This is a genomic window from Actinoplanes aureus, from assembly GCF_015704865.1.
Lineage (GTDB): Bacteria > Actinomycetota > Actinomycetes > Mycobacteriales > Micromonosporaceae > Actinoplanes > Actinoplanes aureus.
Genome location: NZ_JADQTO010000003.1, coordinates 165,959 through 186,129 on the forward strand (window position 1 = coordinate 165,959; position 20,171 = coordinate 186,129).

The following is a 20,171-nucleotide window of genomic DNA, read 5'->3' on the forward strand; positions in this document are numbered from 1 at the left end:
AACGTCAAGCGTTCTCAGCTTCGGAGGCTGGAAATGACCACGGTGACTCCATCCGATCGCGACCGCACCGCCACCCGGCTGCTCCGCTCGTCCGCCGAGCACTCGTACGACCCGGTGGTGGAGATCGACTGGGAGGCACCGTTCGCCGAGGGGAAGTACTTCGTGCCCCCGCACCGGTCCAGCCTCTACGGCACCGCGCTCTGGGACCGGCTCACCCCCGAGCAGCGGATCGAGCTCACCAGGCACGAGGTGGCCAGCATCGCCGGCCTCGGCGTGTGGTTCGAGACCATCCTCATGCAGCTGCTCGTCCGGGAGTACTTCAAGCAGGACCCGACCGCCCCGCACGCGCAGTACGCGCTCACCGAGATCGGCGACGAGTGCCGCCACTCGGTCATGTTCGGCCGCATGATCGCCCGCCTGGGCACCCCGGTCTACCAGCCGAACGGCATCAACCAGTGGCTCGGCAAGTGGATCGCGCACACCGGCGTCGGCCCCCGGATGTACGCCGCGATCCTGATCGCCGAGGAAATCCTGGACACCCTCCAGCGCGAGGCGATGGCCGACGAGAACGTGCAGCCCCTGGTCCGGATGGTCTCCCGGATCCACGTCGTCGAGGAGGCCCGCCATGTCCGGTACGCCCGGGAGGAACTCGCCCGGCAGATCCGGCAGGCCGGCCGGGGGCGGCTCGCCTTCGACCGGCTGGTGATCGCCCGGGCGGCGTACCTCACCGGGACCCGCCTGGTCGATCCGCGCGTCTACCGGGCGGTCGGCATCGACCCCGCGGAGGGCCGGCGGGCGGCGCGGGCCAACCCCTACCACCGGGAGACCATGCGGTGGGCGGCGGAGCGGGTGGTCGCCTTCCTCAAGGACCTCGACCTGATCGGCGGCCCGGGCACCGCCCTGTGGCGCGCCTCCGGCCTGCTGCCCCGCGCCTGACCGACGAAATCGCCAAACGGCCGAGAGCCGGCCGAGGTCCCGCGGCCGGCTCTCGGCGTCGTTTCGGGCCGCATCCGTCAGCGGTGGACGTCAGCCGGACCCGAAGTGATGGAGATCGCCGGGGTGCGGGACGGTTTCGGCTGGGTTGCCTGTGGACGGGAGCCGGGCAGGTGACCAGTCGGGCCCGACGGAGGGTGTGATCAGGACGGTCGGCCGGTGGGCCTGCCGCGTCCCGCGTGCGAGATTGGCGCGACGCTACGCACGGGCGGTATGCGGGGAGAGGGACCGATGGACGACGCTCTGGTGGCCTACAACTCGGGCCGGGTGGACGGGGCCGCCGGATACCGGGACCCGCAGATCGCGGCGGACCCGGAGGTCGGTGCCGACTACCGGATCGGGTTGCTGGACGGGCGGATCGCCGCGTTCCACCTGATCGCCGAGGTACGCAGGATCCTGGGAGCGGACGGCCCGCTCTTCGAGCGGCCCGACGACGTGACCGGACCATGATCAACAATTCACAACGGCTGCCGACGGCCAAGTGATCGGCCGTTATTCTGCCGGAAACATGGCCTTGCCGGTCCCGAAATCAGGTCTTAGGAGTCTTGCGGCGAGGCCCGTTCACCACGGCACGTGAACGGGCCTTCGTGACGGCGGCACAGGATGGGGACCGGATGACCGAGGGAGCACTTGCCGGGTTCACCGTGGCGGTGACCGCGGAGCGACGGCGGACCGAGATGGAGGCGCTGCTCGAGCGCCGCGGGGCGCGCGTGGTGAGCGCGCCGGCCATCACGATCATTCCGCTGATCGACGACGAGGCGCTGCACGCGGCGACGGCGGCCTGCATCGGCCTGGAACCACACCTGGTCGTGGCGACCACCGGCTTCGGCTTCCGCGGCTGGCTGGAGGCGGCCGAGGGCTGGGGGCTGGGTGACCAGCTGCGGACCTCGCTGCGCGGCGCCCGCATCCTCGCCCGCGGCCCGAAACCCTGCGGCGCCATCCGGGCGGCCGGGCTCACCGAGGAGTGGGCGGCCAAGACCGAGGCCAACGAGGAGATCCTGCAACGGCTGCTGAGCGAGGGCGTCGCCGGCCAGCGGATCGTGGTGCAGGAGCACGGCGAGCCGCAGACCGAGTTCGTGGAGTCGCTGCGCTCGGCGGGTGCCGCCGTGGTCGAGGTGCCGGTCTACCGCTGGGCCATGCCGCCGGACGTGGCGCCGGTGAAACGCCTGGCGGACCAGGTCGCGGCCGGGCAGATCGACGCGGTCACGTTCACCAGTGCCCCGGCCGTCAAGGCGTTCCTGGAGATCGCCGGCGCGGCGAGCGCCGAGGTCGAGCGGGCGTTCGCTGGCCGGACCCTGGCGGCCTGCGTCGGCCCGGTGACGGCCGCCCCACTTGTCGAACGGGGTGTGCCGGTCGTCATGCCGGAGCGGTACCGGCTCGGCGCGCTGATCAAGACGGTCACCGACGAGCTGCCCAAGCGCGCGGTCCGGCTCCAGGTGGCCGGGTCCACCCTTGAGGTACGCGGCCACGCGGTCCTCATCGACGGGGTGATCCACGGGCTCGCCCCGGCCGCCATGGCGATGCTCACCGCGCTGGCCCGCCGCCCCGGTGCGGTGGTGTCCAAGGATCAGCTGGCCGAGGCGCTGCCGCGCGGCAACGACGGGCACGCGGTGGATGTGGCGGTGGCCCGGTTGCGGGCCGCGCTCGGCTCCGGCAAGCACATCGAGACGGTCATCAAGCGCGGCTATCGGCTGCGGGTCGACGAAGCCGCGTGAGCGGACGGGTGCCATGCAAACGTGGCACCCGCCGCTGAATTGAGAAGAACGAAACAGCCCGGAAACAAAGGGCCGCCTCCGAAGAGAAAAACAGCACTCGGAAACACAGCCGACTCATTTCAGAGCCGGACCGAAACACAGCGGCCGCAGAATGGCGGCGCGAGCCCGATGCTTTGCCGGGACGCGGAACGGCCCGCCTCCCCGGCGAAATGGGGGAGTGCTCCGGCCGTACCCCTCGAATTCTTCGGCAGTGACGCCGAGCGCAACCCCTCGCGTGCCTGAAGCCTTGCCGGGCCGCACTGCCCGAAAGCCGCGAACCGCAGTGAGCATCCGAGGAGATCACCGTGACCGAAACCATGATCGCCGTGGCGCACGGCACCCGCTCGCCGATCGGCCGCCGGCAGATCCAGGAGCTGGCCGCCGCGGTGGCCCGGCGCCGGCCCGGCCTGGACGTCCGGCTCTGCTACGTCGACGTGCAGGAGCCGAAGGTCGCCGAGATCGTGCCGACCGTCGAGAACGCCGTGGTCGTGCCGCTGCTGCTCTCCTGCGGATACCACGTGCGGGTGGACATCGCGGAGGCGGTGGCCGGCACGAACTTTCCGGTGACCGGGCCGCTCGGCCCGGACCCGGTGCTGCTGGAGAGCATGCGCCGCAACCTGCCGGACGCCGACGCGGTGGTCCTCGCCGCCGCCGGATCCTCCGACCCGCTGTGGCGCGCCGACGTCGACAATGTCGCCGCCGAACTCGGCGCGGCCGCCGTCGGCTACACGTCGGGCAGCGGCCCGCGGGTGGCCGATGTGATCGCACGCCTGCGCGCGCGGGGCGCGAAAAAGGTAGCGGTGGCCGCCTATCTCCTGGCCGAAGGCCTTTTCTACCGTACGCTCAACGCGGCCGGCGCCGATTCGGTGACGCCTCCGCTCTGTCACGACCCGGCCGTCGCCGATTTGGTATTGCGTCGTTTCGATGCCGCCCGGCTCACAACGGTCGGCAGCGCGTTGTAGGAATTTGCTGACAACAGCGTCACGACAAAGCGACGTAACGGTTAACGCGCCACCGACAAGCTACTTCTCGTGACGGCGACCCAGACGCATTGCCCCTACTGCGCCCTGCAGTGCGGGATGACGCTGACGCCCGAGATCCCCTTGCGACCGGGGATGCCGGGTGTGCGGCTCGAGCCGGCCGAGTTCCCGGTCAACCGGGGCGGCCTGTGCGCCAAGGGCTTCACCGCGGCGGACCTGCTGGACCACGCGGACCGGCTGCTGACGCCGCTGGTCCGCAAGGAGCCCGGCAACCGGGAGAGCCCTCTGCGGGAGGCTTCCTGGGAGGAGGCGTACGAGCAGATCGTCGCGGCGATCACCCGGAGCCAGCGGGAGTTCGGCCGCGACAGCGTCGGTGCCTTCGGCGGCGGCGGTCTGACCAACGAGAAGGCGTACGCGCTCGGCAAGTTCGTCCGGGTGGCCCTGCGCTCGTCGGCGATCGACTACAACGGCCGCTTCTGCATGTCGAGCGCGGCCACCGCGGCGAACCGGGCGCTCGGCATCGACCGGGGCCTGCCGTTCCCGCTCGCCGACGTCGCCGAGGCCCGGACCGTGCTGCTGGTCGGCGCGAACCCGGCCGACGCCATGCCGCCGTCCATGCAGTACCTGGACACCGGCCGCTCCAACGGCGCCAAGCACATCGTGATCGACCCGCGGCGCACCAACACCGCCAACGGCGCCCACCTGCACCTGCAGCCGCTGCCCGGCACCGACCTGGCGCTCGCCAACGGGATGCTGCACATCGCGATCCGCTCCGGTTGGGTGGACCAGCGGTTCATCGACGAACGGACCGAGGGTTTCGCCGCCGTGAAGGCGGCCACCAACTCGTACTGGCCGGAGCGCGTCGAGCGGATCACCGGCGTGCCGGAGGCGCGGCTGCGCGAGACCGTGCGACTGCTCGCCACCGAGGGCCCGGCGATGATCCTCACCGCGCGCGGCGCCGAGCAGCACAGCAACGGCACCGACACCGCGCAGGCGTGGCTCAACCTGGCGCTCGCGCTCGGCCTGGTCGGCAAGCCGTACTCCGGCTACGGCACGATCACCGGGCAGGGCAACGGGCAGGGCGGGCGCGAGCACGGGCAGAAGGCCGACCAGCTGCCCGGTTACCGCAAGCTCGACGACCCGGCCGCCCGGGCGCATGTCGCCGCGGTCTGGGGCATCGACCCCGACGAACTGCCTCAGCCGGGCAAATCGGCGTTCGAGATGATCGACTCTCTCGGCACCGACGGCGGTGTCCGAGCCCTCTGGGTCCTGGCCAGCAACATCGTCGTGTCGGCCCCGGACAGCAACCGGGTCCGCGAGCGCCTGAGCAAGACCGACTTCCTGGTCGTGTCGGACATCTTCCGCTCGGAGACCGCCGAGTTCGCCGACGTCGTCCTCCCCACCGCCCAGTGGGCGGAGGAGGAGGGCACCATGACCAACCTCGAGGGCCGGGTCATCCGCCGCAAGATGGCGCTCCCGCCGCCGCCGGACGTCAAGACCGACCTGACGGTGATGACCGAGCTCGCCGGGCTCCTCGGCCGCGGCGAGTTCTTCACCGACGAGCCGCGCGCCGTCTTCGAGGAGCTGCGCCGGGCCAGCGCCGGCGGGATCGCCGACTACGCCGGCATCACCTACGAGCGCATCGAGGCCGAGCAGGGCGTCTTCTGGCCGTGCCCGAGCGAGGACCACCCCGGCACGCCGCGGCTGTTCGCCGACAGCTTCCCGACGGCCTCCGGCCGCGCGAGGTTCATCCGGGTCGATCACCGCGACGCGGCCGAGCTTCCCGATCTTTCCTTCCCGTACGTGCTGACGACCGGCCGCAACATGCAGCAGTACCAGAGCGGAAACCAGACCCGGCGGGTGAAGGCGCTCAACGTGGCGCTGCCCGAACCCCGTGCCGAGATCCACCCCGACCTGGCCCGCCGTCACGGCATCGCCGACGGCGACCTGGTCGAACTCCGTAGTCGCCGAGGCGTCGCGACGTTGCGCGCCCGGCTCAGTGACGGCATCCGCCCGGACACGGTCTTCGCGCCGTTCCACTGGCCCGGAGCCAACGCGTTGACCAACCCGGCACTGGATCCCCACTCCAAGATGCCCGCTTTCAAGGTGTGCGCGGTCGCCATCGCGCGTGCCGGACACACCGGAAAGGACTGAGATGACTCAGCGTCTTGTCGTCATCGGCAACGGCATGGCCGGCGCCCGCACGGTCGAGGAGATCCTCGCCCGCAACGGCGACTTCACCATCACGATGTTCGGTGACGAGCCGTACGGCAACTACAACCGGATCATGCTCTCCAACCTGCTCGCCGGGGTGGAGGACGAGGCCGGGATCTTCCTGAACGACCTGAGCTGGTACGCGGACAACAACATCACGCTGCACGCCGGCGTCCGGATCGAGAAGATCGACCGGTCGAACAAGATCGTCATCGCTGACGACGGGACCAAGACCCCGTACGACAAGCTGATCATCGCGACCGGGTCCAGCTCGTGGACGCCGCCGATCAAGAACATCCACAACCCGAAGCGGGGCTTCCACCAGGGCGTCTTCGCCTTCCGTACGCTCGACGACACCCGCGGCATGATCCGCTACGCCCGGGACCACGAGCGGGCCGTGGTGATCGGCGGCGGCCTGCTCGGCCTGGAGGCGGCCCGCGGCCTGCAGAACCACGTCAGCGAGGTGACCCTGCTGCACGCCATGGGCCACCTGATGGAACGGCAGCTGGACGAGCGGGCCGGCCACATGCTGCAGGCCAGCGTCGAGAACAAGCTCGGCATCGAGGTCGTCACCAACGCGATGACCACCGAGATCCTCGGCAAGGACCGGGTCACCGGGGTCAAGCTGGCCGACGGCCGGGAGATCCCGTGCGACGTCGTGGTGATCGCCGCCGGCATCCGGCCGAACACCCAGATGGTGGCGGACAGCGGCCTGCCGGTCGAGCGCGGCATCGTGGTCGACGACCAGATGCGGGTGCAGGGCCAGGAGGACATCTACTCGGTCGGTGAGTGCGCCCAGCACCGCGGCAACCTCTACGGCCTGGTCGCGCCGCTGTGGGACCAGGCGAAGGTGCTCGCCGACCACATCACCGGCCGCGACGTTTCTGCTGCGTACACGGGCTCCAAGCTCTCCACCAAGCTCAAGGTGGCCGGGATCGACGTCGCCTCGATGGGCCTGATCGCGCCGGAGAACGACGACGACGAGGTGATCATCTACAACGAGCCGAAGAAGGGCGTCTACAAGCAGCTGATCATCCGCGACGGGGTGCTGGCCGGTGCGATCCTGGTCGGCGACAACCGCAAGGCCGCCAACCTGATCCAGGCCTTCGACCGGGCTCAGGCGCTGCCCGAGGAGCGCGCCGAGATGCTCTTCGACATCGGCGCGCCGGCCGGTGAGGTGGCGCCCGCGGACATGCCGGACGACGCCCAGGTCTGCAACTGCAACGGCGTCAGCAAGGGCGCGATCTGCGGAGTGGTGAACGCCGGCTGCAAGACGGTCAGCGGCGTCATGGACAAGACCCGTGCCGGCAAGGGCTGCGGCACCTGCAAGCCCCTGGTCCAGCGGATCGTCGAGTGGGCGGCCGGCGGCGAGGCCGAGGAGGACCCGGCGGCGTCGTGGTACGTCCCCGGCGTACCGATGCCCAAGCCGGAGCTGATGGCGGCCATCCGCAAGTACGAGCTGAAGAGCGTCTCCTCGGTCTTCGAGAAGCTGGTGCCGGGTGGCGAGCACGACGCCAAGAGCAAGATGGGCCTCGCCTCGCTGCTCAAGATGATGTGGGCCGACCAGTACGTCGACGAGCGCGACGCCCGCTTCATCAACGACCGGGTGCACGGCAACATCCAGAAGGACGGCACCTTCTCGGTGGTACCGCAGATGAAGGGCGGCGTCACCACCCCGGCCGAGCTCAAGCGGATCGCCGAGGTGGCCGAGAAGTACCAGGTGCCGATGGTCAAGCTCACCGGCGGCCAGCGGATCGACCTGCTCGGCATCCCGAAGGAGCAACTCCCGGCGATCTGGGCGGACCTGGACATCCCGTCCGGGTACGCGTACGCGAAGAGCTTCCGCACCGTGAAGACCTGCGTCGGCTCGGACTTCTGCCGGTTCGGTGTCGGCGACTCCACCGCGCTGGGCATCGCGATCGAGGAGCGCTACCAGGGTCTCGAGGGCCCCGGCAAGATGAAGCTCGCGGTCACCGGCTGCCCGCGTAACTGCGCCGAGGCGTACGTCAAGGATCTCGGTGTCGTCGCGATCGACGGCGGCAAGTGGGAGATCTACGTCGGCGGTGCTGCCGGCGCCCACATCCGCAAGGGTGACCTGCTCACCACCGTCGACTCGGCCGAAGAGGTGATCCAGCTGACCGGCCGGTTCCTCCAGTACTACCGGGAGAACGCGAACTGGCTGGAGCGCACCTACTCGTTCGTGCCGCGGATCGGCATCGAGCGGATCCGGGAGATCGTCGTCGAGGACTCCGACGGGATCGCCGCCGCGCTGGACGCCGCTGTCGAAGAGGCCGTGCAGGCCTACAAGGACCCCTGGAAGGAGCGGGCCGTCCCGGCCACGCCCGGCCAGTTCCGTACCTCTCTTCCCCTGACCGTTCTCCCCCAGGTACCGGTGCGCGCGTGACTACTACTTCATTCGAAAGCATGATTCTCGGCCCCGTTTCCGACATTCCGTTCGGCGAGGGACGTACCTACGCCGTCGGCGGCGACATGATTGCCGTTTTCCGCCTCCGCGACGGTTCCCTTCGCGCGGTGTCCGCGGTCTGCCCGCACAAGGGCGGCCCGCTCGCGGACGGACAGATCGACAACAAGGTTGTCGTCTGCCCGCTGCACCTCTACGCATGGGACCTCGCCACCGGGTGCTCCCAGTCCGGCCAGCCCTCGATCAACGTCTACCCGGTCCGGGCCGACGGCGATCAGATCATCCTGGGAGACTGATGTGACTGCGACCCTTCCTCCGACCGTCACCGATGCCCGCCCGGCAGCCGCGACCATCCGGGGACACTGGATCGACGACTGGCGGCCCGAGGACCGCGAGTTCTGGGACAACGGTGGCTCCGCGATCGCCAAGCGCAACCTGATCGTCTCGATCTTCTCCGAGCACATCGGCTTCTCGGTGTGGACGCTCTGGTCCGTGCTGGTGCTCTTCCTCGGCCCCGAGTACGGCATCGACCCGGCCCAGAAGTTCCTGCTCACCGCGGTTCCGGCGCTGGTCGGCGCGGCGCTGCGGATCCCGTACACGTTCGCGGTGGCCACCTTCGGCGGCCGCAACTGGACGATCATCAGTGCGTCGCTGCTGCTCATCCCGTCGTTCGCGGCGGCCTTCCTGATCCAGCCGGGCGTCTCGTTCTCCACCCTGCTGATCCTGGGCGCGCTCGCCGGTGTCGGCGGCGGCAACTTCGCCTCCTCGATGGCGAACATCAACGCCTTCTACCCCGACCGGCTCAAGGGCTGGGCGCTCGGCATCAACGCCGGCGGCGGCAACCTCGGTGTGGCCGTCGCCCAGCTGATCGGCCTGTTCGTCCTGGCCGTCTTCGGCGCCGGCAACCCGGGCATCGTGGCCGGCATCTACATCCCGTTCATCGTGATCGCGGTGGTCGCCTCGGCGCTCAAGATGGACAACCTGACCCAGGCCCGCAACGAGAAGCGGGGCATGCGCGACGCCGCCCGGGAGCCGCACACCTGGATCATGTCGCTGCTGTACATCGGCAGCTTCGGCTCGTTCATCGGCTTCGGGTTCGCCTTCGGGCAGGTGCTCCAGGTGCAGTTCGCGGACACCTTCAACACCCCGATCAAGGCCGCCTACCTGACCTTCCTCGGGCCGCTGCTGGGCTCGCTGATCCGCCCGTTCGGCGGCGCGCTCGCCGACCGGCTCGGCGGTGCGAAGGTCACCTTCGTCAACTTCATCGCGATGGCGGTGGGCGCCTCCATCGTGCTGATCGCCTCGCAGCAGCGGTCGCTGCCGCTCTACCTGGTCGGCTTCATCTCGCTGTTCGTCCTGAGCGGCCTGGGCAACGGCTCGTCCTACAAGATGATCCCGGCCATCTTCAAGCAGAAGTACGCCGGCGACGAACACCAGGCCCGCCGCATCTCCGGCGCGGTCATCGGCATCGCCGGCGCGATCGGCGCGGTCGGCGGGGTGCTGGTCAACCTGGCCTTCCGCCAGTCGTTCCTGACCTACAAGGACGCCGACGCCGCGTACATCGGCTTCATCGCCTTCTACGCGCTGTGCGTGCTGGTCACCTGGGCGGTCTACCTGCGGGCCGGGGCCCGTACCAAGATCGCCGTCTGAGCTCGGCCCCCCTCCGGCCCGGGTGCGCCGCAGCGCACCCGGGCCGCCCCATGCCGTGCTTCAGCCCGGTGGTCGCGCTGCGGCCCCGCGCCGGCAAAGATCGCGCGGGATCGGCGGGACTCTTCGTGACGCGTACCGGGAATGGGTTTTATCCGGTTGTCAGGTCGTCGCCCAGGCGGGTGCGCTGGTAGAGCAGGCGGCGGCCCTCGCGGCCGGCGGCGATCAAGCCGGCGTCGCGCAATGTGGTGAGGTGATGGGAGGCCGTGCCGGCCGCCAGGCCGAGCCGGTCGGCCACCTGGCCGGTGCTGTGCGGGGCGGCCAGCAGGGTGAGTACCGCGGCGCGGGTCGGGCCCAGCAGGCCGGCCAGCGCGGCGGACGGCTCGGGCGCCGGCGTCCAGAGGTTGCCGAAGCCGCGCGGCGCATACCAGAGCGCGCGGCAACCCGGCTCATCGTGCAGGGCGTAGACATGGTCGCCGGCGAATCCGGTCGGCAGCAGGGTCAGGTCCGGTCCGCCCAGGCCCCACCTTCCGTGTTTGTCCGGGTAGCGGATCAGCAGCGCCGAACCGTCCCAGGCCAGGCGCGGATGCAGCGCCTCGACCAGGGCGCGGGCGCCGCGATCGGCGGCGTCCCGGGACCGGGCCGCCACCTCCGCCTCGGCCGCCGAGCGCAGCCGGGTCCAGACAGGCGCGATCGCCGCGTCGAAGTAGGCGCGGATCTCGGTGAGAAGCAGACCCAGCGAGGTACGCGGATCGCGCGCGAACCACTCGAGCCCGGGCCGGGCCGCGGTGACCTGCTCCACCACGACGTCCAGCGGAGTCGCCGCGACCACTGCGAGTTCCTCGTCCAGGGTGGGCCGTGCGCGCCGCGGCACCGGCGTCAGGAAGTCCGGAGCGTAGCCGCGCGGTCCGAGCAGGACGGCCCGCAACGTTGGCCACCGCTGGAGCATCGGCGTCACCCGGGAGCGCCATGACGTATGCGGCCAGACCCCGCCGCGCAGGGCGAACACGCTCGCCACCACCTCGGCCATCGGCGAGTGGGCGAACCGCAGCCCGGCCAGGTCGGCCGGGCCGAACTCGAGCTCGATCACCCGACCATTGAACCCCTCGCACCGTGGGGAGGGCAGCGCGGCCCGCATTCGAGCACGGTCGAACGGTTACCGGCCGGCGCGGTCCGCCGCCTACCGTCCGCGGCATGCAACGCACCCGCCTGGGCCGTACCGGCCTGACCGTGAGCCGCCTCTGTCTCGGCACCATGAACTTCGGCTGGCAGATCGACGAGCAGGACAGCCACACCGTCCTCGACCACGCCGTGGAGCAGGGCATCGACTTCGTCGACACCGCCAACATGTACGGCGACGAGGGCGGCGGCCTCACCGAGAAGATCATCGGCAGCTGGTTCGACAAGTCCGGCCACCGCGACCGGATCGTGCTGGCCACCAAGGTGTACGCCCCGATGGGCGACGGGCCCAACGACCGCGGCCTGTCCGCCCGCAACATCATCGCGTCGTGCGAGGCGTCGCTGCGCCGGCTGCGTACCGAGTGGATCGACCTCTTCCAGATGCACCACGTCGACCGGAACACCGGCTGGGAGGAGATCTGGCAGGCCATGGAGACGCTCACCCAGCAGGGCAAGATCCGGTACGCCGGGTCGTCGAACTTCGCCGGCTGGCACCTGGTCCGCGCGCAGGAGGCCGCGGACCGGCGCCACTACCTGGGCATCGTGTCCGAGCAGTGCCGGTACAACCTGATCCAGCGGGACGTCGAGCGGGAGGTGCTGCCGGCCGCCGCCGACCTCGGTATCGGCATCCTGCCGTACTCGCCGCTGCACTTCGGAGCGCTTTCGGGGGCGCTCCGCAAGCAGCGCGACGGGGTTCCGGGCCGCGCGGTCCTGCACGCGCCGGACCGGGTGGAACCGCACCGGGCGGCGATCTCCTCCTTCGAAGATCTCTGCGCGCGGATCGGCCTCGACCCGGTGACCGTCGCGATCGCCTGGCTGCTGTCCCGGCCGGAGGTGACCGCGCCGATCCTCGGACCCCGTGCCGCGACGCAGCTGGACCTCCCGGTGGCCGCGCTGACCACGGTCCTGGACGACGCGACGCTCGCCGCACTGGACGAGATCTTCCCGCCGGCGGGAGTCGGCCCGGAGGCGTGGGCCTGGTAGGGCGTGTCGACGTAGCATGCCCGGTTTCGACCTTATGATCACTCGTGTCCGGATTGACCATTTCTTTCGAAACGGTGATCACATGAACAAGTTCACGCGTTCGTTCCTGATGGCGGGCGTGGCGGTGGCCGCCGGGCTGAGCATGGCCGCCGGCCCGGCCGCGGCCACCTCCGCCGCGCCGTCGGATGCGCGGGTCAGCGCGAAGCCGGCTGCCGTCAAGCAGCAGGACGCCAAGCGCCGGGACCGCATCGTCGGGTTCTACCGCAGCCCGCGCACCTGTCACAGGCTGGGCCGGGTCGGGGTGTGGAAGGACAGCTGGGAGCGTTACCAGTGCTTCCAGGTGTGGCGTGGCTTCCACCGTGGGGACTGGGCGCTGAAGGTCTACTACGGCTGGAACTGGCACCAGGGCGGTGGCCACGACTGGGACGGACACCAGAAGGACGACCAGCGCGGCCACGACTGGAAGAAGAACTGAGTCGCGGTTGAGTTGATCCGGCCCGGGGCCGCATTCCTTCACAGGGGTGCGGCCTCCGGCCGTTTCTCGTCACGGCCGAGCGGCGATGTGGCCGGCGCGGACCACGGTGTGGATCGCGCTCAGGGCTTTGATGTCCCGGCTCGGGTCCCCGCGAACCAGCAGCAGGTCGGCGTCGAGACCGGCGCGCAGCCGGCCGGTCCGGGCGGTCAGGCCGCAGGCGTCGGCGGCGAGACCGGTCGCCGAGGCCAGCGCGTCCACCTCCGGCACGCCGCAGTCGACAAGCGCGGCGACCGATCCGGGCAGGAAGCCGTGCGGCTTGAACGGGTTGATGCCCGAGTCGACTCCACTGATCAGGGTGATGCCGGCCCGGTGCAGGTCACCGACATGCTTCAGCCCGTCGGCCAGTGAGAAGCCGAGCTCGGCGAGGCGGGCGGTCACTTCCGGCGGTGGCACGGCGGCCGGCCCGAAGTCGGTGCCGACGGTCGGGCACACCACGATCCCGGCGGCGGCGATCGCGGTGGCCAGCCCGGGTGGCGTACGCATGCCGTCCGGACCCAGGCACGTGCAGTGCTCGATCCCGTCCACCCCGGCCGCGACGCACTGCTCCACGCCCGGCAGGGCGTGCGCGTGCGCGGTCACCGGCAGCCCGAGCCGGTGCGCCTCGTCGACCACCGCACGCAGCTCCTCCAGGCTGAACTGGCAGGCGCGGACGTCGGTGCCGGCCGTCATCATGCCGCCGGTGGTCATGATCTTCACCAGGCCGGCGCCGCGTTCGGCGCGTTCCCGCACCGCCCGGCGCAGGTCCCCGGCTCCACGGGCCGCGCCGCCCATCGTCGCGCAATGGCCGCCCGGAACGGTGATCGGCGGTCCGGAGGCGACCACGGCGGGGCGGCCGGGCCGATCGCGGTGCCGGTCCACCACGGCCCAGTTCTGGTCGCCGAGGTCACGCAGAGCGGTCACCCCGGCCGCCAGGTTGATCGCGAGAGCCTCGTCGACGGTGGTGTCGAGCTCGGCGTCGGAGAGGTGCGGCAGGCGGTCGAGGGCGTCCGGCGCGCTGTTGCCGCACAGATGGGTGTGCGCGTCGATCAACCCGGGGAGCAGCGTGGTGCCCGGCTCGTACACCAGCTCCCAGCCCGGCGGCGGGGGAGTGCCGGCCGGCGCCACCGCCGCGAACCTGCCGTCCTCGACCAGGACCAGGACCCCGCCCGGAAGCATCCGCTCGCCGTCGAACGCGGTGTCCGCCCGGAACGCCCGCCTCACTACGTCTGTAGTTTCCATAACTACGATGGTAGTGTGGCGGCATGGGGAACAGAAGAGACGATTTGCTCGACGCCGCGATCGAGGTGCTCGGCACGTCCGGCGTGCACGGGCTCACCCACCGGCGTGTCGACGCCGCGGCGGGTCTGCCGTCCGGTTCCTGCTCCAACCACTTCCGGACGCGCGACGCGCTTCTCGAAGCGGTCGTCGAGAGGTTCGCCGACCGGGAGCGACGCAACTTCGAGAGTCTCGTGGTCGGCGCCGCCCCGGCCGGGCCGGAGGAACTGGCCCAGGTGATCACCCGGATGGCCCACGACGCCGTCGGCCCGCACCGCACCCTCACCCTGGCGCGGTACGCGATCCTCGTCGAGGCCGGCATCCACCCGTCGATCCGGGCCCGGCTGCTGACCACCGGCGCCCGGGTCAACGCCTACTTCATGACCTGGCTGCGCCTCGCCGGCTCCACCGACCCGGACCGGCACGCGCCGCTCATCATGAACCACTGGACCGGCGTGGTCCTGCACGAGCTCGCCGTGCCGGACCCCGCCTTCGACCCCTCTTCGCAGTTCACATCGCTGGTCACAGCCGTCTTCCGGACGAAGGTGCCGACATGAATCCCTGGCCCGAGATCCACCGCCAACGACTGGCCGTCGCCGACCTGCTGGACGACCTCAAACCCGCCGACTGGGATCATCCGTCCCTCTGCGACGGCTGGACCGTGCGCGACGTCGCCGCCCATCTCACCCTTCAGCAGTTGCGGCTGCGGGACGTGTTCGGCCTGGTGCGCCACTGGAAGGGCGGCATGCACCCGACCATCCAGGCCGCCGCCAGGCGCCAGGCGGCCGCCCTGACTCCCGCCCAGATCGTCGCGGACATCCGCGACACCGCCGCCGCACGCCGGTACAACTTCGGCGTCACCCCGGTCGAGACCCTCATCGACCTGCTCGTACACAGCCAGGACATCGCCATCCCGCTGGGCCGCACGCACCCCATGCCGCCCGAGGCGGCGGCCGTCGCCACCCGCCGGGTGCTGACCATGCGCATCCCGCCGCCGCCCCCATCGGTGCGCGTGGTCGCCGGCCTCCATCTGACCGCCACCGACATCGGCTGGTCCTACGGGGACGGCCCGGAGGTGCGCGGCCCGATCGCGGCGCTGCTGCTGGTCAGCACCGGCCGCACGGTCGCCTTGCCCCAGCTCACCGGGCCCGGCGCGGCGCTTCTGGCGGCACGCTCGCAAACTGCGTAAACCCGTGCGGGGTACGCGCACCGGCCGTCCCGCCGGATCGGCGCCGTCCCCGCCGTCCCGCGCGAGCAAGCAGCCGGCTCCGGCCCCAGCGCGACCGCCGGGAAACACCGCCGGGTCGCGCGGTCGAGCCGCGGCTCCGGCCCCAGCGCGACCGCCGGGAAACACCGCCGGGTCGCGCGGTCGAGCCGCGGCTCCGGGCTTCGGCGCGACCGCGGGGAAGCGCGGTCGCGCTGCGCCGTCGGGCATCCGCGCGACCGCCGGGCCGTGCTCAGGCCACTCCGCGGGGTCAGGCCTCGGCTCGGCCGGGGCGGCGGCCCCAGAGGACCAGCCCGGTCAGCAGCATCGCCCCGCCCAGCGCGACCATCGCCAGCGCGACTCCGGTGCGCGCCGCGCCCTCCAGGTGGGAGGCGATGATCCAGCCGCCGTCGATGCCGAAGGCCAGGACCATCAGGCCCTGCGGGATCACCGGGATCCAGCCCACCGTGAGCAGGATCAGGGCCCACGCCGTCGCACGGTTCTCGCGGTACCAGTCGGCGTCCCAGGTCAGCGGGATCGGCGGTTCGGGTGGGCGGGTGCGCTGGCCGGCCGCGGTGAGCACCTCGGTGCGGTGCCGGGCCAGCCGGTCGTCGGCCAGCCAGACGCCACCCCACCAGGCGGCGGCGCCGCAGGCCAGGCCGGCCAGCGGGGCGAGCCAGCGCAACCCGTCCGGACCCCAGACCAGCAGCGCGAATCCCGGTGCCGCGGCGACCAGGCCGGCGCCGGCCGCGACCAGGACGCTGATGATGTCGGTCGGGTTGTCGGCGGCGGTCGGATGGCGCGGGTCCGGCACCGGGCGGACCCGCAGCAGCGACACCCACACCGGGAACGTGGCACCGGCTCCGAGGAACGCGGGCAGCACGGTGAGGGCGGGCAACGGGTCGACGCCGGGAGCGGTGAGCACACCGGCGAGGGTGAGCAGCAGCGCGATCGGAACGGCCAGGGCCAGCCAGGCCACGGCACGCCCGCGGACCTCGGCGCGTTCCCCGCCCGGGGTGGTGAACGGCAGCCACAGGGCGGTGCCGTCGAGACCGACCAGCCCGGCCGACATGGCCGCCGCCCACAGCACGGTCAGAGCACCTGCCCAGGGTGCGAGCAGGTCCACATCGGCCAGCAGCGGCAGCCCGGCCAGCAGCACGCCGTAGACCACGGCGAACGCCAGGTATTGCAGGCGCAGCGGGTGCCGCGCCCAGGTGTGCAGCTCGCGGCCGGCGACCGCCCGCACGGGGGCCGGCAGCCAGGCCGCGCGATCGGACCGCCTTGTTGTCGCGGTCTCGCGGGGGAGCAGCACCGAGTAGGGCGTGACACCGTTGCCGGCCGGCGGAGAGTCCGCCGCGGGGGCCGGAGGCGCGGCCACGCCGGAGAGCACCGGCCGCGCGGCCGCATCCCCGCCGGCCTTGGCTGGCGTCAGCGTGCCGCGGGGAGGTTTCGGGCGGAAGCCCGCCGTGCCGCTCAGCGACCGGCGGACCAGGGCGACGTACGCCACCGCGCAGAGCAGCACCAGCGCGACAAGGCCGGACAGCATCCAGAAGCGGCGGTCGGGCGGGCCGAGGACCGCCGAGATCGGCCAGCCGCTCGGTACGAAACGCATCGTGTGCACGACCTCGCCCGGCGGGCCGGCCACCAGCAGCAGCGTCAGCCACGGCGCGACCGCCCAGATGGAGCCGAGCACGCCCATCACGGTGCCGGTGAAGACTCCGGTGAGGATCGCGCCGGCCGGGCCGCCCGCGTGGCCGACCGCTTCCAGGGCCACCGCCGAGCCGATCAGGCCGATCAGCCAGAGCAGCAGCGCGCCGAAAGCGGTGATCACGAAGGCGCGCGGACCGTACCGGGCGGCGTGCACCGGGAGGGCGGTGAGCGCGACCAGGGAGACGGCCGGTCCGATGCCGACCGCGGACGCGGCGAGGAGCCCGGCCGCGGCGGCGAACCCGCCGATCGGCTCCAGCCGCAGGTGGGACGGGCGGATCCGGCCGCGGCCACCGCCGAGGAGCAGCGGCAGCACGATCCAGCCGAGCACCCAGGTGCCGGCCAGGATGGAGAGGGTGTGCTGGTCGCCGCGTACCGCGTACCGGATCAGCCAGACGGCGGCGAGCAGGCCGCAGAGACCGGCCACCGCGGGTCCGGGATGTTCGCGCAGCGAACGGCGCAGGATGGCGGTCCGCATCCGGGCCGGCACCGCGACCCGCGCACCGAGGGTGACCAGCGGGCCGGGGCCCGCAATTCCGGTCGTGCTCACCGCTGCTCTCCGGGGGTGGTGAGCCAGTCCAGCCCCTCGCTGCCGGAGGCGTCGGCCCCGACCAGTTCGACGAAGCGGTCCTCGAGGTTCTGCCCGGCGGCGACCTCGGCGACCGGGCCGGCCGCGACGACCCGGCCCTGGTGGACGACGGTGACCTCGTCGCACATCTGCTCGACCAGCAGCATCGAGTGGGTGGACAGGACGGTGGTGCCGCCGCCGTCGACGAAGCGGCGCAGCACCCGGCGGATGGTGGCCGCCGAGACCGGGTCGACCGCCTCGAACGGCTCGTCCAGCACCAGCAGCCGGGGCGCGTGCAGCAGCGCCTGGGCCAGGCCGACCTTCTTGCGGGTGCCGGTGGAGCAGTCGGCCAGCGGGGTGCCGGCCGCTTTCGCCAGGCCGAGCACCTCGATCAGCTCGGCGACCCGGTCGGCGGCGGCGGTGCGGTGCAGGCCGCGCAGTCCGGCGCTGTAGCGGAGCAGCTCGGCGCCGGTGAGGCGCTCGGGCAGGTCGAGGCCGTCAGGGAGGACGCCGGTGAGTGATCGTGCGCGGCCGCGGTCGGCGAGCGCGTCGTGCCCCAGGATGCGTATCTCGCCGGCGTCCGGACTGACCAGGCCGACCGTCATCCCGATGGTGGTCGACTTGCCGGCGCCGTTGGGTCCGACCATCCCGTGGAAGGTCCCTGATCTGACAGTCAGATCAAGGCGGTCCACCGCCCGAAACGTCCCGAATGTTTTGCACAGTCCACGAATTTCCAACGCAGCGGGGGGCACGGCCCTGAGCATAGTGTGATCGCCCGGATCGATGGGGGTAGCCATTGGCTGCTGTTGATGGCAGCGTGTCCACATGAGATGGAGAAGCCCGTTCATCGTGACGCTCGTCGCGGCTCTGGCGATGGCCTCGGCGGGACCCGCCGCCGCTGCCGGCGCGCCGGCACTGCGGCACCTGGACCCCGGCGGCCAGCCCCGCCTGGTGGAGAAGGTGCCGGTCAACGTGGTCTTCGTCGGCTATGAGCCGGCGCAGGTCGCCAAGAGCAGCTTCCTCGCCGAGCTGGCCGGGTCGTCCGAGCCGGTGGTGCGCTCCCGGCTCTACTACGACGTCACCGAGAAGCTGGGGATCACCTACAAGTACGACTACCGGCTCACCTACACCGGTAAGTCCTACGAGGATGCCTTCTTCCGCCAGCTCTCGAAGCTCGCCCGGCCCGCCCCGCTGGCACTGTCCCAGCAGGCCTACAACGCCCAGCGGAACAACGTGCTGGACGTGACCGGCAACCACACGATCGACGCGCCCAGCGTGGAGAAGTGGCTGGCCCTGCACCCGCCCGCCGGGGTGGACACCCGCCGCAACACGGTGTTCTTCATCAACTGGTACGGGCGCTCCGACTTCAAGCACCACATCTACACCAAGACCGGCGAGCCGGACCCGGACACCGGTTACGACTTCGGCGTGCAGCGGGAGAGCCGCAAGATCATCGCCTGGGGCGGGACCACGGCCGACGACGAGGAGACCGGCCTGGGCAGCACCCGCCGGGTCTGGTTCCACGACCTGTCGGCCGGCCCGGAGGAGTGGACCGGCAACTACGACGTCGACAACCCGGACGTGGACGGCGACGGCACCGCCGACTACCGGATGCCGCCGATCTGGGAGTACACGGCGGGCGGCTACCGGTCGCCGGCCGCGCTCGCCGGCGACCTCGGCAAGATCACCCGGTACGTGGCGGTGAACCTGCTCTTCACCAGCTCGCCGCTCTACCCGGTGGAGCTGCCCACCCCGGAGCCGCCGAAGACCATCAACCTGGACAACAACACCTACGAGGGCTGGCCCGGCGTGGACGCCGACGAGCAGTACCTCACCCCGTCGTTGCTCGTCGGGGAGCTCTCCGAGCTGCGCTGGCGCAACCGGTTCAGCCACGACCGGCAGGACCTCCCGCTGACCGGCCAGGCGCTGGCCTGCTACCAGGGCTTCCTGACCGAGGAGTCCTGCTACCCGGGCAGCGGCTACCCGGCGTTCGCCAACCTGTACCTGTACAACCGGGAGCACCTGGACGAGGTGCTCGACGACACCGGCAAGGTCGACTACGAGCTGCCGATCTTCAACTACGCGGTCGGCCCGAACCAGAGCAGTGGGCTGCTCGGGTTCGCCGACGACGACTACGTCACCGGCGACCAGACCTACGTCTTCAACTTCGTCTCGCCGGAGATCGTCGAAGCCGGGTACGGCCTGACCACCACCCAGATCCACGAGGTCGGCCACCACCTGGGCCTGAGTCACCCGCACGACGGCTACGACAGCACCACCGGCGTCAACTACGAGGCGGTGGGCGACTTCTACTTCGCCAACGCCGGCGACGAGAGCAACTCGGTCATGAGTTACATCGACCTGAACTGGGACTTCAGCCAGTTCGACCGGGACAACAGCGACCGGTTCCTGACCGCGGCGTACTGGGAGGCCGCGAACCGGCTGGCGGCGACCGTACCGAAGGGCAAGGGCCGGACCGCGCTGGCGGCCGCCGACGGGCTGCTCGGCCTGGCGGCCAAGGCGTTCGCCGCGCACGAGTACCGGGCGGCGTACGCGCTCGCCGAGAAGGCCTACTACATCGTGGCCGGCATCCCGGGTGTGGACACCGGGTCGGTGGCGAGCACGATGAAGGCCGCGGACGCGCGTACCGCCGAACCGCACGAGTTCATCGACTCGCTCGAGCCGGGAAGCCCGCGCAACAAGCCGTGACCGGGAGACCGTGAGCGGACA

General features: G+C 71.3%; 17 protein-coding genes. 13 read left to right on the forward strand and 4 right to left on the reverse strand.

The window, feature by feature from the left end; genetic code table 11:
• The first annotated feature begins 33 nt into the window (after positions 1-33).
• The 8 genes from I4J89_RS06690 (at position 34) to I4J89_RS06725 (ending at position 10,013) form a co-directional block, all read left to right on the forward strand.
• Complete coding sequence (locus I4J89_RS06690) at positions 34-936, forward strand: AurF N-oxygenase family protein (RefSeq protein ID WP_196412958.1); 903 nt, start codon at positions 34-36, stop codon at positions 934-936.
• Positions 937-1,224: 288 nt separating this feature from the next.
• Positions 1,225-1,443 carry a hypothetical protein gene (locus I4J89_RS06695; RefSeq protein WP_196412959.1) on the forward strand — a complete coding sequence of 73 codons (219 nt, stop codon included), beginning with the start codon at positions 1,225-1,227 and terminating at the stop codon, positions 1,441-1,443.
• A 164-nt stretch (positions 1,444-1,607) separates the two neighbouring features.
• On the forward strand, positions 1,608-2,708 hold the full coding sequence (locus tag I4J89_RS06700; RefSeq protein ID WP_196412960.1) for a uroporphyrinogen-III synthase: 1,101 nt from the start codon (positions 1,608-1,610) through the stop codon (positions 2,706-2,708).
• A 344-nt stretch (positions 2,709-3,052) separates the two neighbouring features.
• A complete protein-coding gene (locus I4J89_RS06705) occupies positions 3,053-3,709 on the forward strand; it encodes a sirohydrochlorin chelatase (RefSeq protein WP_196412961.1) in 657 nt (218 codons plus the stop codon).
• A 69-nt stretch (positions 3,710-3,778) separates the two neighbouring features.
• Entirely contained in the window at positions 3,779-5,881 is a 2,103-nt protein-coding gene (locus I4J89_RS06710; protein ID WP_196412962.1) for a molybdopterin oxidoreductase family protein, read from the forward strand.
• 1 nt (position 5,882) lies between these two features.
• Positions 5,883-8,345 (forward strand): nitrite reductase large subunit NirB, encoded by a 2,463-nt coding sequence (gene nirB, locus I4J89_RS06715; RefSeq protein WP_196412963.1) that lies wholly within the window; start codon positions 5,883-5,885, stop codon positions 8,343-8,345.
• 20 nt (positions 8,346-8,365) lie between these two features.
• Positions 8,366-8,659: a Rieske (2Fe-2S) protein gene (locus I4J89_RS06720; RefSeq protein ID WP_196412964.1), complete on the forward strand. Its 294-nt coding sequence runs from the start codon at positions 8,366-8,368 to the stop codon at positions 8,657-8,659.
• A gap of 1 nt (position 8,660) precedes the next feature.
• Positions 8,661-10,013: a nitrate/nitrite transporter gene (locus tag I4J89_RS06725; protein WP_196412965.1), complete on the forward strand. Its 1,353-nt coding sequence runs from the start codon at positions 8,661-8,663 to the stop codon at positions 10,011-10,013.
• Positions 10,014-10,161: 148 nt separating this feature from the next.
• On the opposite strand, the gene I4J89_RS06730 is transcribed toward I4J89_RS06725, so the two are convergent.
• Positions 10,162-11,100 (reverse strand): helix-turn-helix domain-containing protein, encoded by a 939-nt coding sequence (locus tag I4J89_RS06730; RefSeq protein ID WP_196412966.1) that lies wholly within the window; start codon positions 11,098-11,100, stop codon positions 10,162-10,164.
• A gap of 104 nt (positions 11,101-11,204) precedes the next feature.
• Between I4J89_RS06730 and I4J89_RS06735 the strand changes: the two genes are divergently transcribed.
• Positions 11,205-12,173 carry an aldo/keto reductase gene (locus I4J89_RS06735; protein ID WP_196412967.1) on the forward strand — a complete coding sequence of 323 codons (969 nt, stop codon included), beginning with the start codon at positions 11,205-11,207 and terminating at the stop codon, positions 12,171-12,173.
• A gap of 82 nt (positions 12,174-12,255) precedes the next feature.
• Positions 12,256-12,648: a hypothetical protein gene (locus I4J89_RS06740; RefSeq protein WP_196412968.1), complete on the forward strand. Its 393-nt coding sequence runs from the start codon at positions 12,256-12,258 to the stop codon at positions 12,646-12,648.
• Positions 12,649-12,717: 69 nt separating this feature from the next.
• Here I4J89_RS06740 and I4J89_RS06745 read toward each other — a convergent pair whose 3' ends face one another.
• The gene (locus I4J89_RS06745; protein ID WP_196412969.1) at positions 12,718-13,926 is read right to left on the reverse strand and encodes an amidohydrolase family protein; all 1,209 of its coding nucleotides are present in this window, start codon (positions 13,924-13,926) and stop codon (positions 12,718-12,720) included.
• Positions 13,927-13,949: 23 nt separating this feature from the next.
• Here I4J89_RS06745 and I4J89_RS06750 point away from each other — a divergent pair, with 23 nt between their 5' ends.
• Positions 13,950-14,519, forward strand: coding sequence for a TetR/AcrR family transcriptional regulator (locus I4J89_RS06750; RefSeq protein ID WP_196412970.1), 570 nt, complete (start codon positions 13,950-13,952; stop codon positions 14,517-14,519).
• The gene (locus I4J89_RS06755; protein ID WP_196412971.1) at positions 14,516-15,151 is read left to right on the forward strand and encodes a maleylpyruvate isomerase family mycothiol-dependent enzyme; all 636 of its coding nucleotides are present in this window, start codon (positions 14,516-14,518) and stop codon (positions 15,149-15,151) included. The genes I4J89_RS06750 and I4J89_RS06755 overlap by 4 nt, the downstream gene beginning before the upstream one ends.
• Positions 15,152-15,437: 286 nt before the next feature.
• Here the strand turns inward: I4J89_RS06755 and I4J89_RS06760 are convergent, their stop codons facing one another.
• Together I4J89_RS06760 and I4J89_RS06765 are read right to left on the reverse strand one after the other, a co-directional pair.
• On the reverse strand, positions 15,438-17,423 hold the full coding sequence (locus tag I4J89_RS06760) for a hypothetical protein (protein ID WP_196412972.1): 1,986 nt from the start codon (positions 17,421-17,423) through the stop codon (positions 15,438-15,440).
• On the reverse strand, positions 17,420-18,205 hold the full coding sequence (locus tag I4J89_RS06765; protein WP_196412973.1) for an ABC transporter ATP-binding protein: 786 nt from the start codon (positions 18,203-18,205) through the stop codon (positions 17,420-17,422). Before I4J89_RS06765 ends, I4J89_RS06760 begins: the two co-directional genes overlap by 4 nt.
• A 61-nt stretch (positions 18,206-18,266) precedes the next feature.
• Between I4J89_RS06765 and I4J89_RS06770 the strand changes: the two genes are divergently transcribed.
• Positions 18,267-20,150, forward strand: coding sequence for a zinc metalloprotease (locus I4J89_RS06770; RefSeq protein ID WP_196412974.1), 1,884 nt, complete (start codon positions 18,267-18,269; stop codon positions 20,148-20,150).
• Positions 20,151-20,171: the final 21 nt, after the last annotated feature.

Coding starts and splice junctions, on each gene's coding strand:
- I4J89_RS06695 (WP_196412959.1), top strand. CDS start 1,225: ATGGACGACGCTCTGGTGGCCTACAACTCGGGCCGGGTGGACGGGGCC.
- I4J89_RS06755 (WP_196412971.1), top strand. CDS start 14,516: ATGAATCCCTGGCCCGAGATCCACCGCCAACGACTGGCCGTCGCCGAC.
- I4J89_RS06700 (WP_196412960.1), top strand. CDS start 1,608: ATGACCGAGGGAGCACTTGCCGGGTTCACCGTGGCGGTGACCGCGGAG.
- I4J89_RS06720 (WP_196412964.1), top strand. CDS start 8,366: ATGATTCTCGGCCCCGTTTCCGACATTCCGTTCGGCGAGGGACGTACC.
- I4J89_RS06765 (WP_196412973.1), bottom strand. CDS start 18,205: ATGCTCAGGGCCGTGCCCCCCGCTGCGTTGGAAATTCGTGGACTGTGC.
- I4J89_RS06745 (WP_196412969.1), bottom strand. CDS start 13,926: ATGGAAACTACAGACGTAGTGAGGCGGGCGTTCCGGGCGGACACCGCG.
- I4J89_RS06735 (WP_196412967.1), top strand. CDS start 11,205: ATGCAACGCACCCGCCTGGGCCGTACCGGCCTGACCGTGAGCCGCCTC.
- I4J89_RS06740 (WP_196412968.1), top strand. CDS start 12,256: ATGAACAAGTTCACGCGTTCGTTCCTGATGGCGGGCGTGGCGGTGGCC.
- I4J89_RS06770 (WP_196412974.1), top strand. CDS start 18,267: ATGAGATGGAGAAGCCCGTTCATCGTGACGCTCGTCGCGGCTCTGGCG.
- nirB (WP_196412963.1), top strand. CDS start 5,883: ATGACTCAGCGTCTTGTCGTCATCGGCAACGGCATGGCCGGCGCCCGC.
- I4J89_RS06690 (WP_196412958.1), top strand. CDS start 34: ATGACCACGGTGACTCCATCCGATCGCGACCGCACCGCCACCCGGCTG.
- I4J89_RS06750 (WP_196412970.1), top strand. CDS start 13,950: ATGGGGAACAGAAGAGACGATTTGCTCGACGCCGCGATCGAGGTGCTC.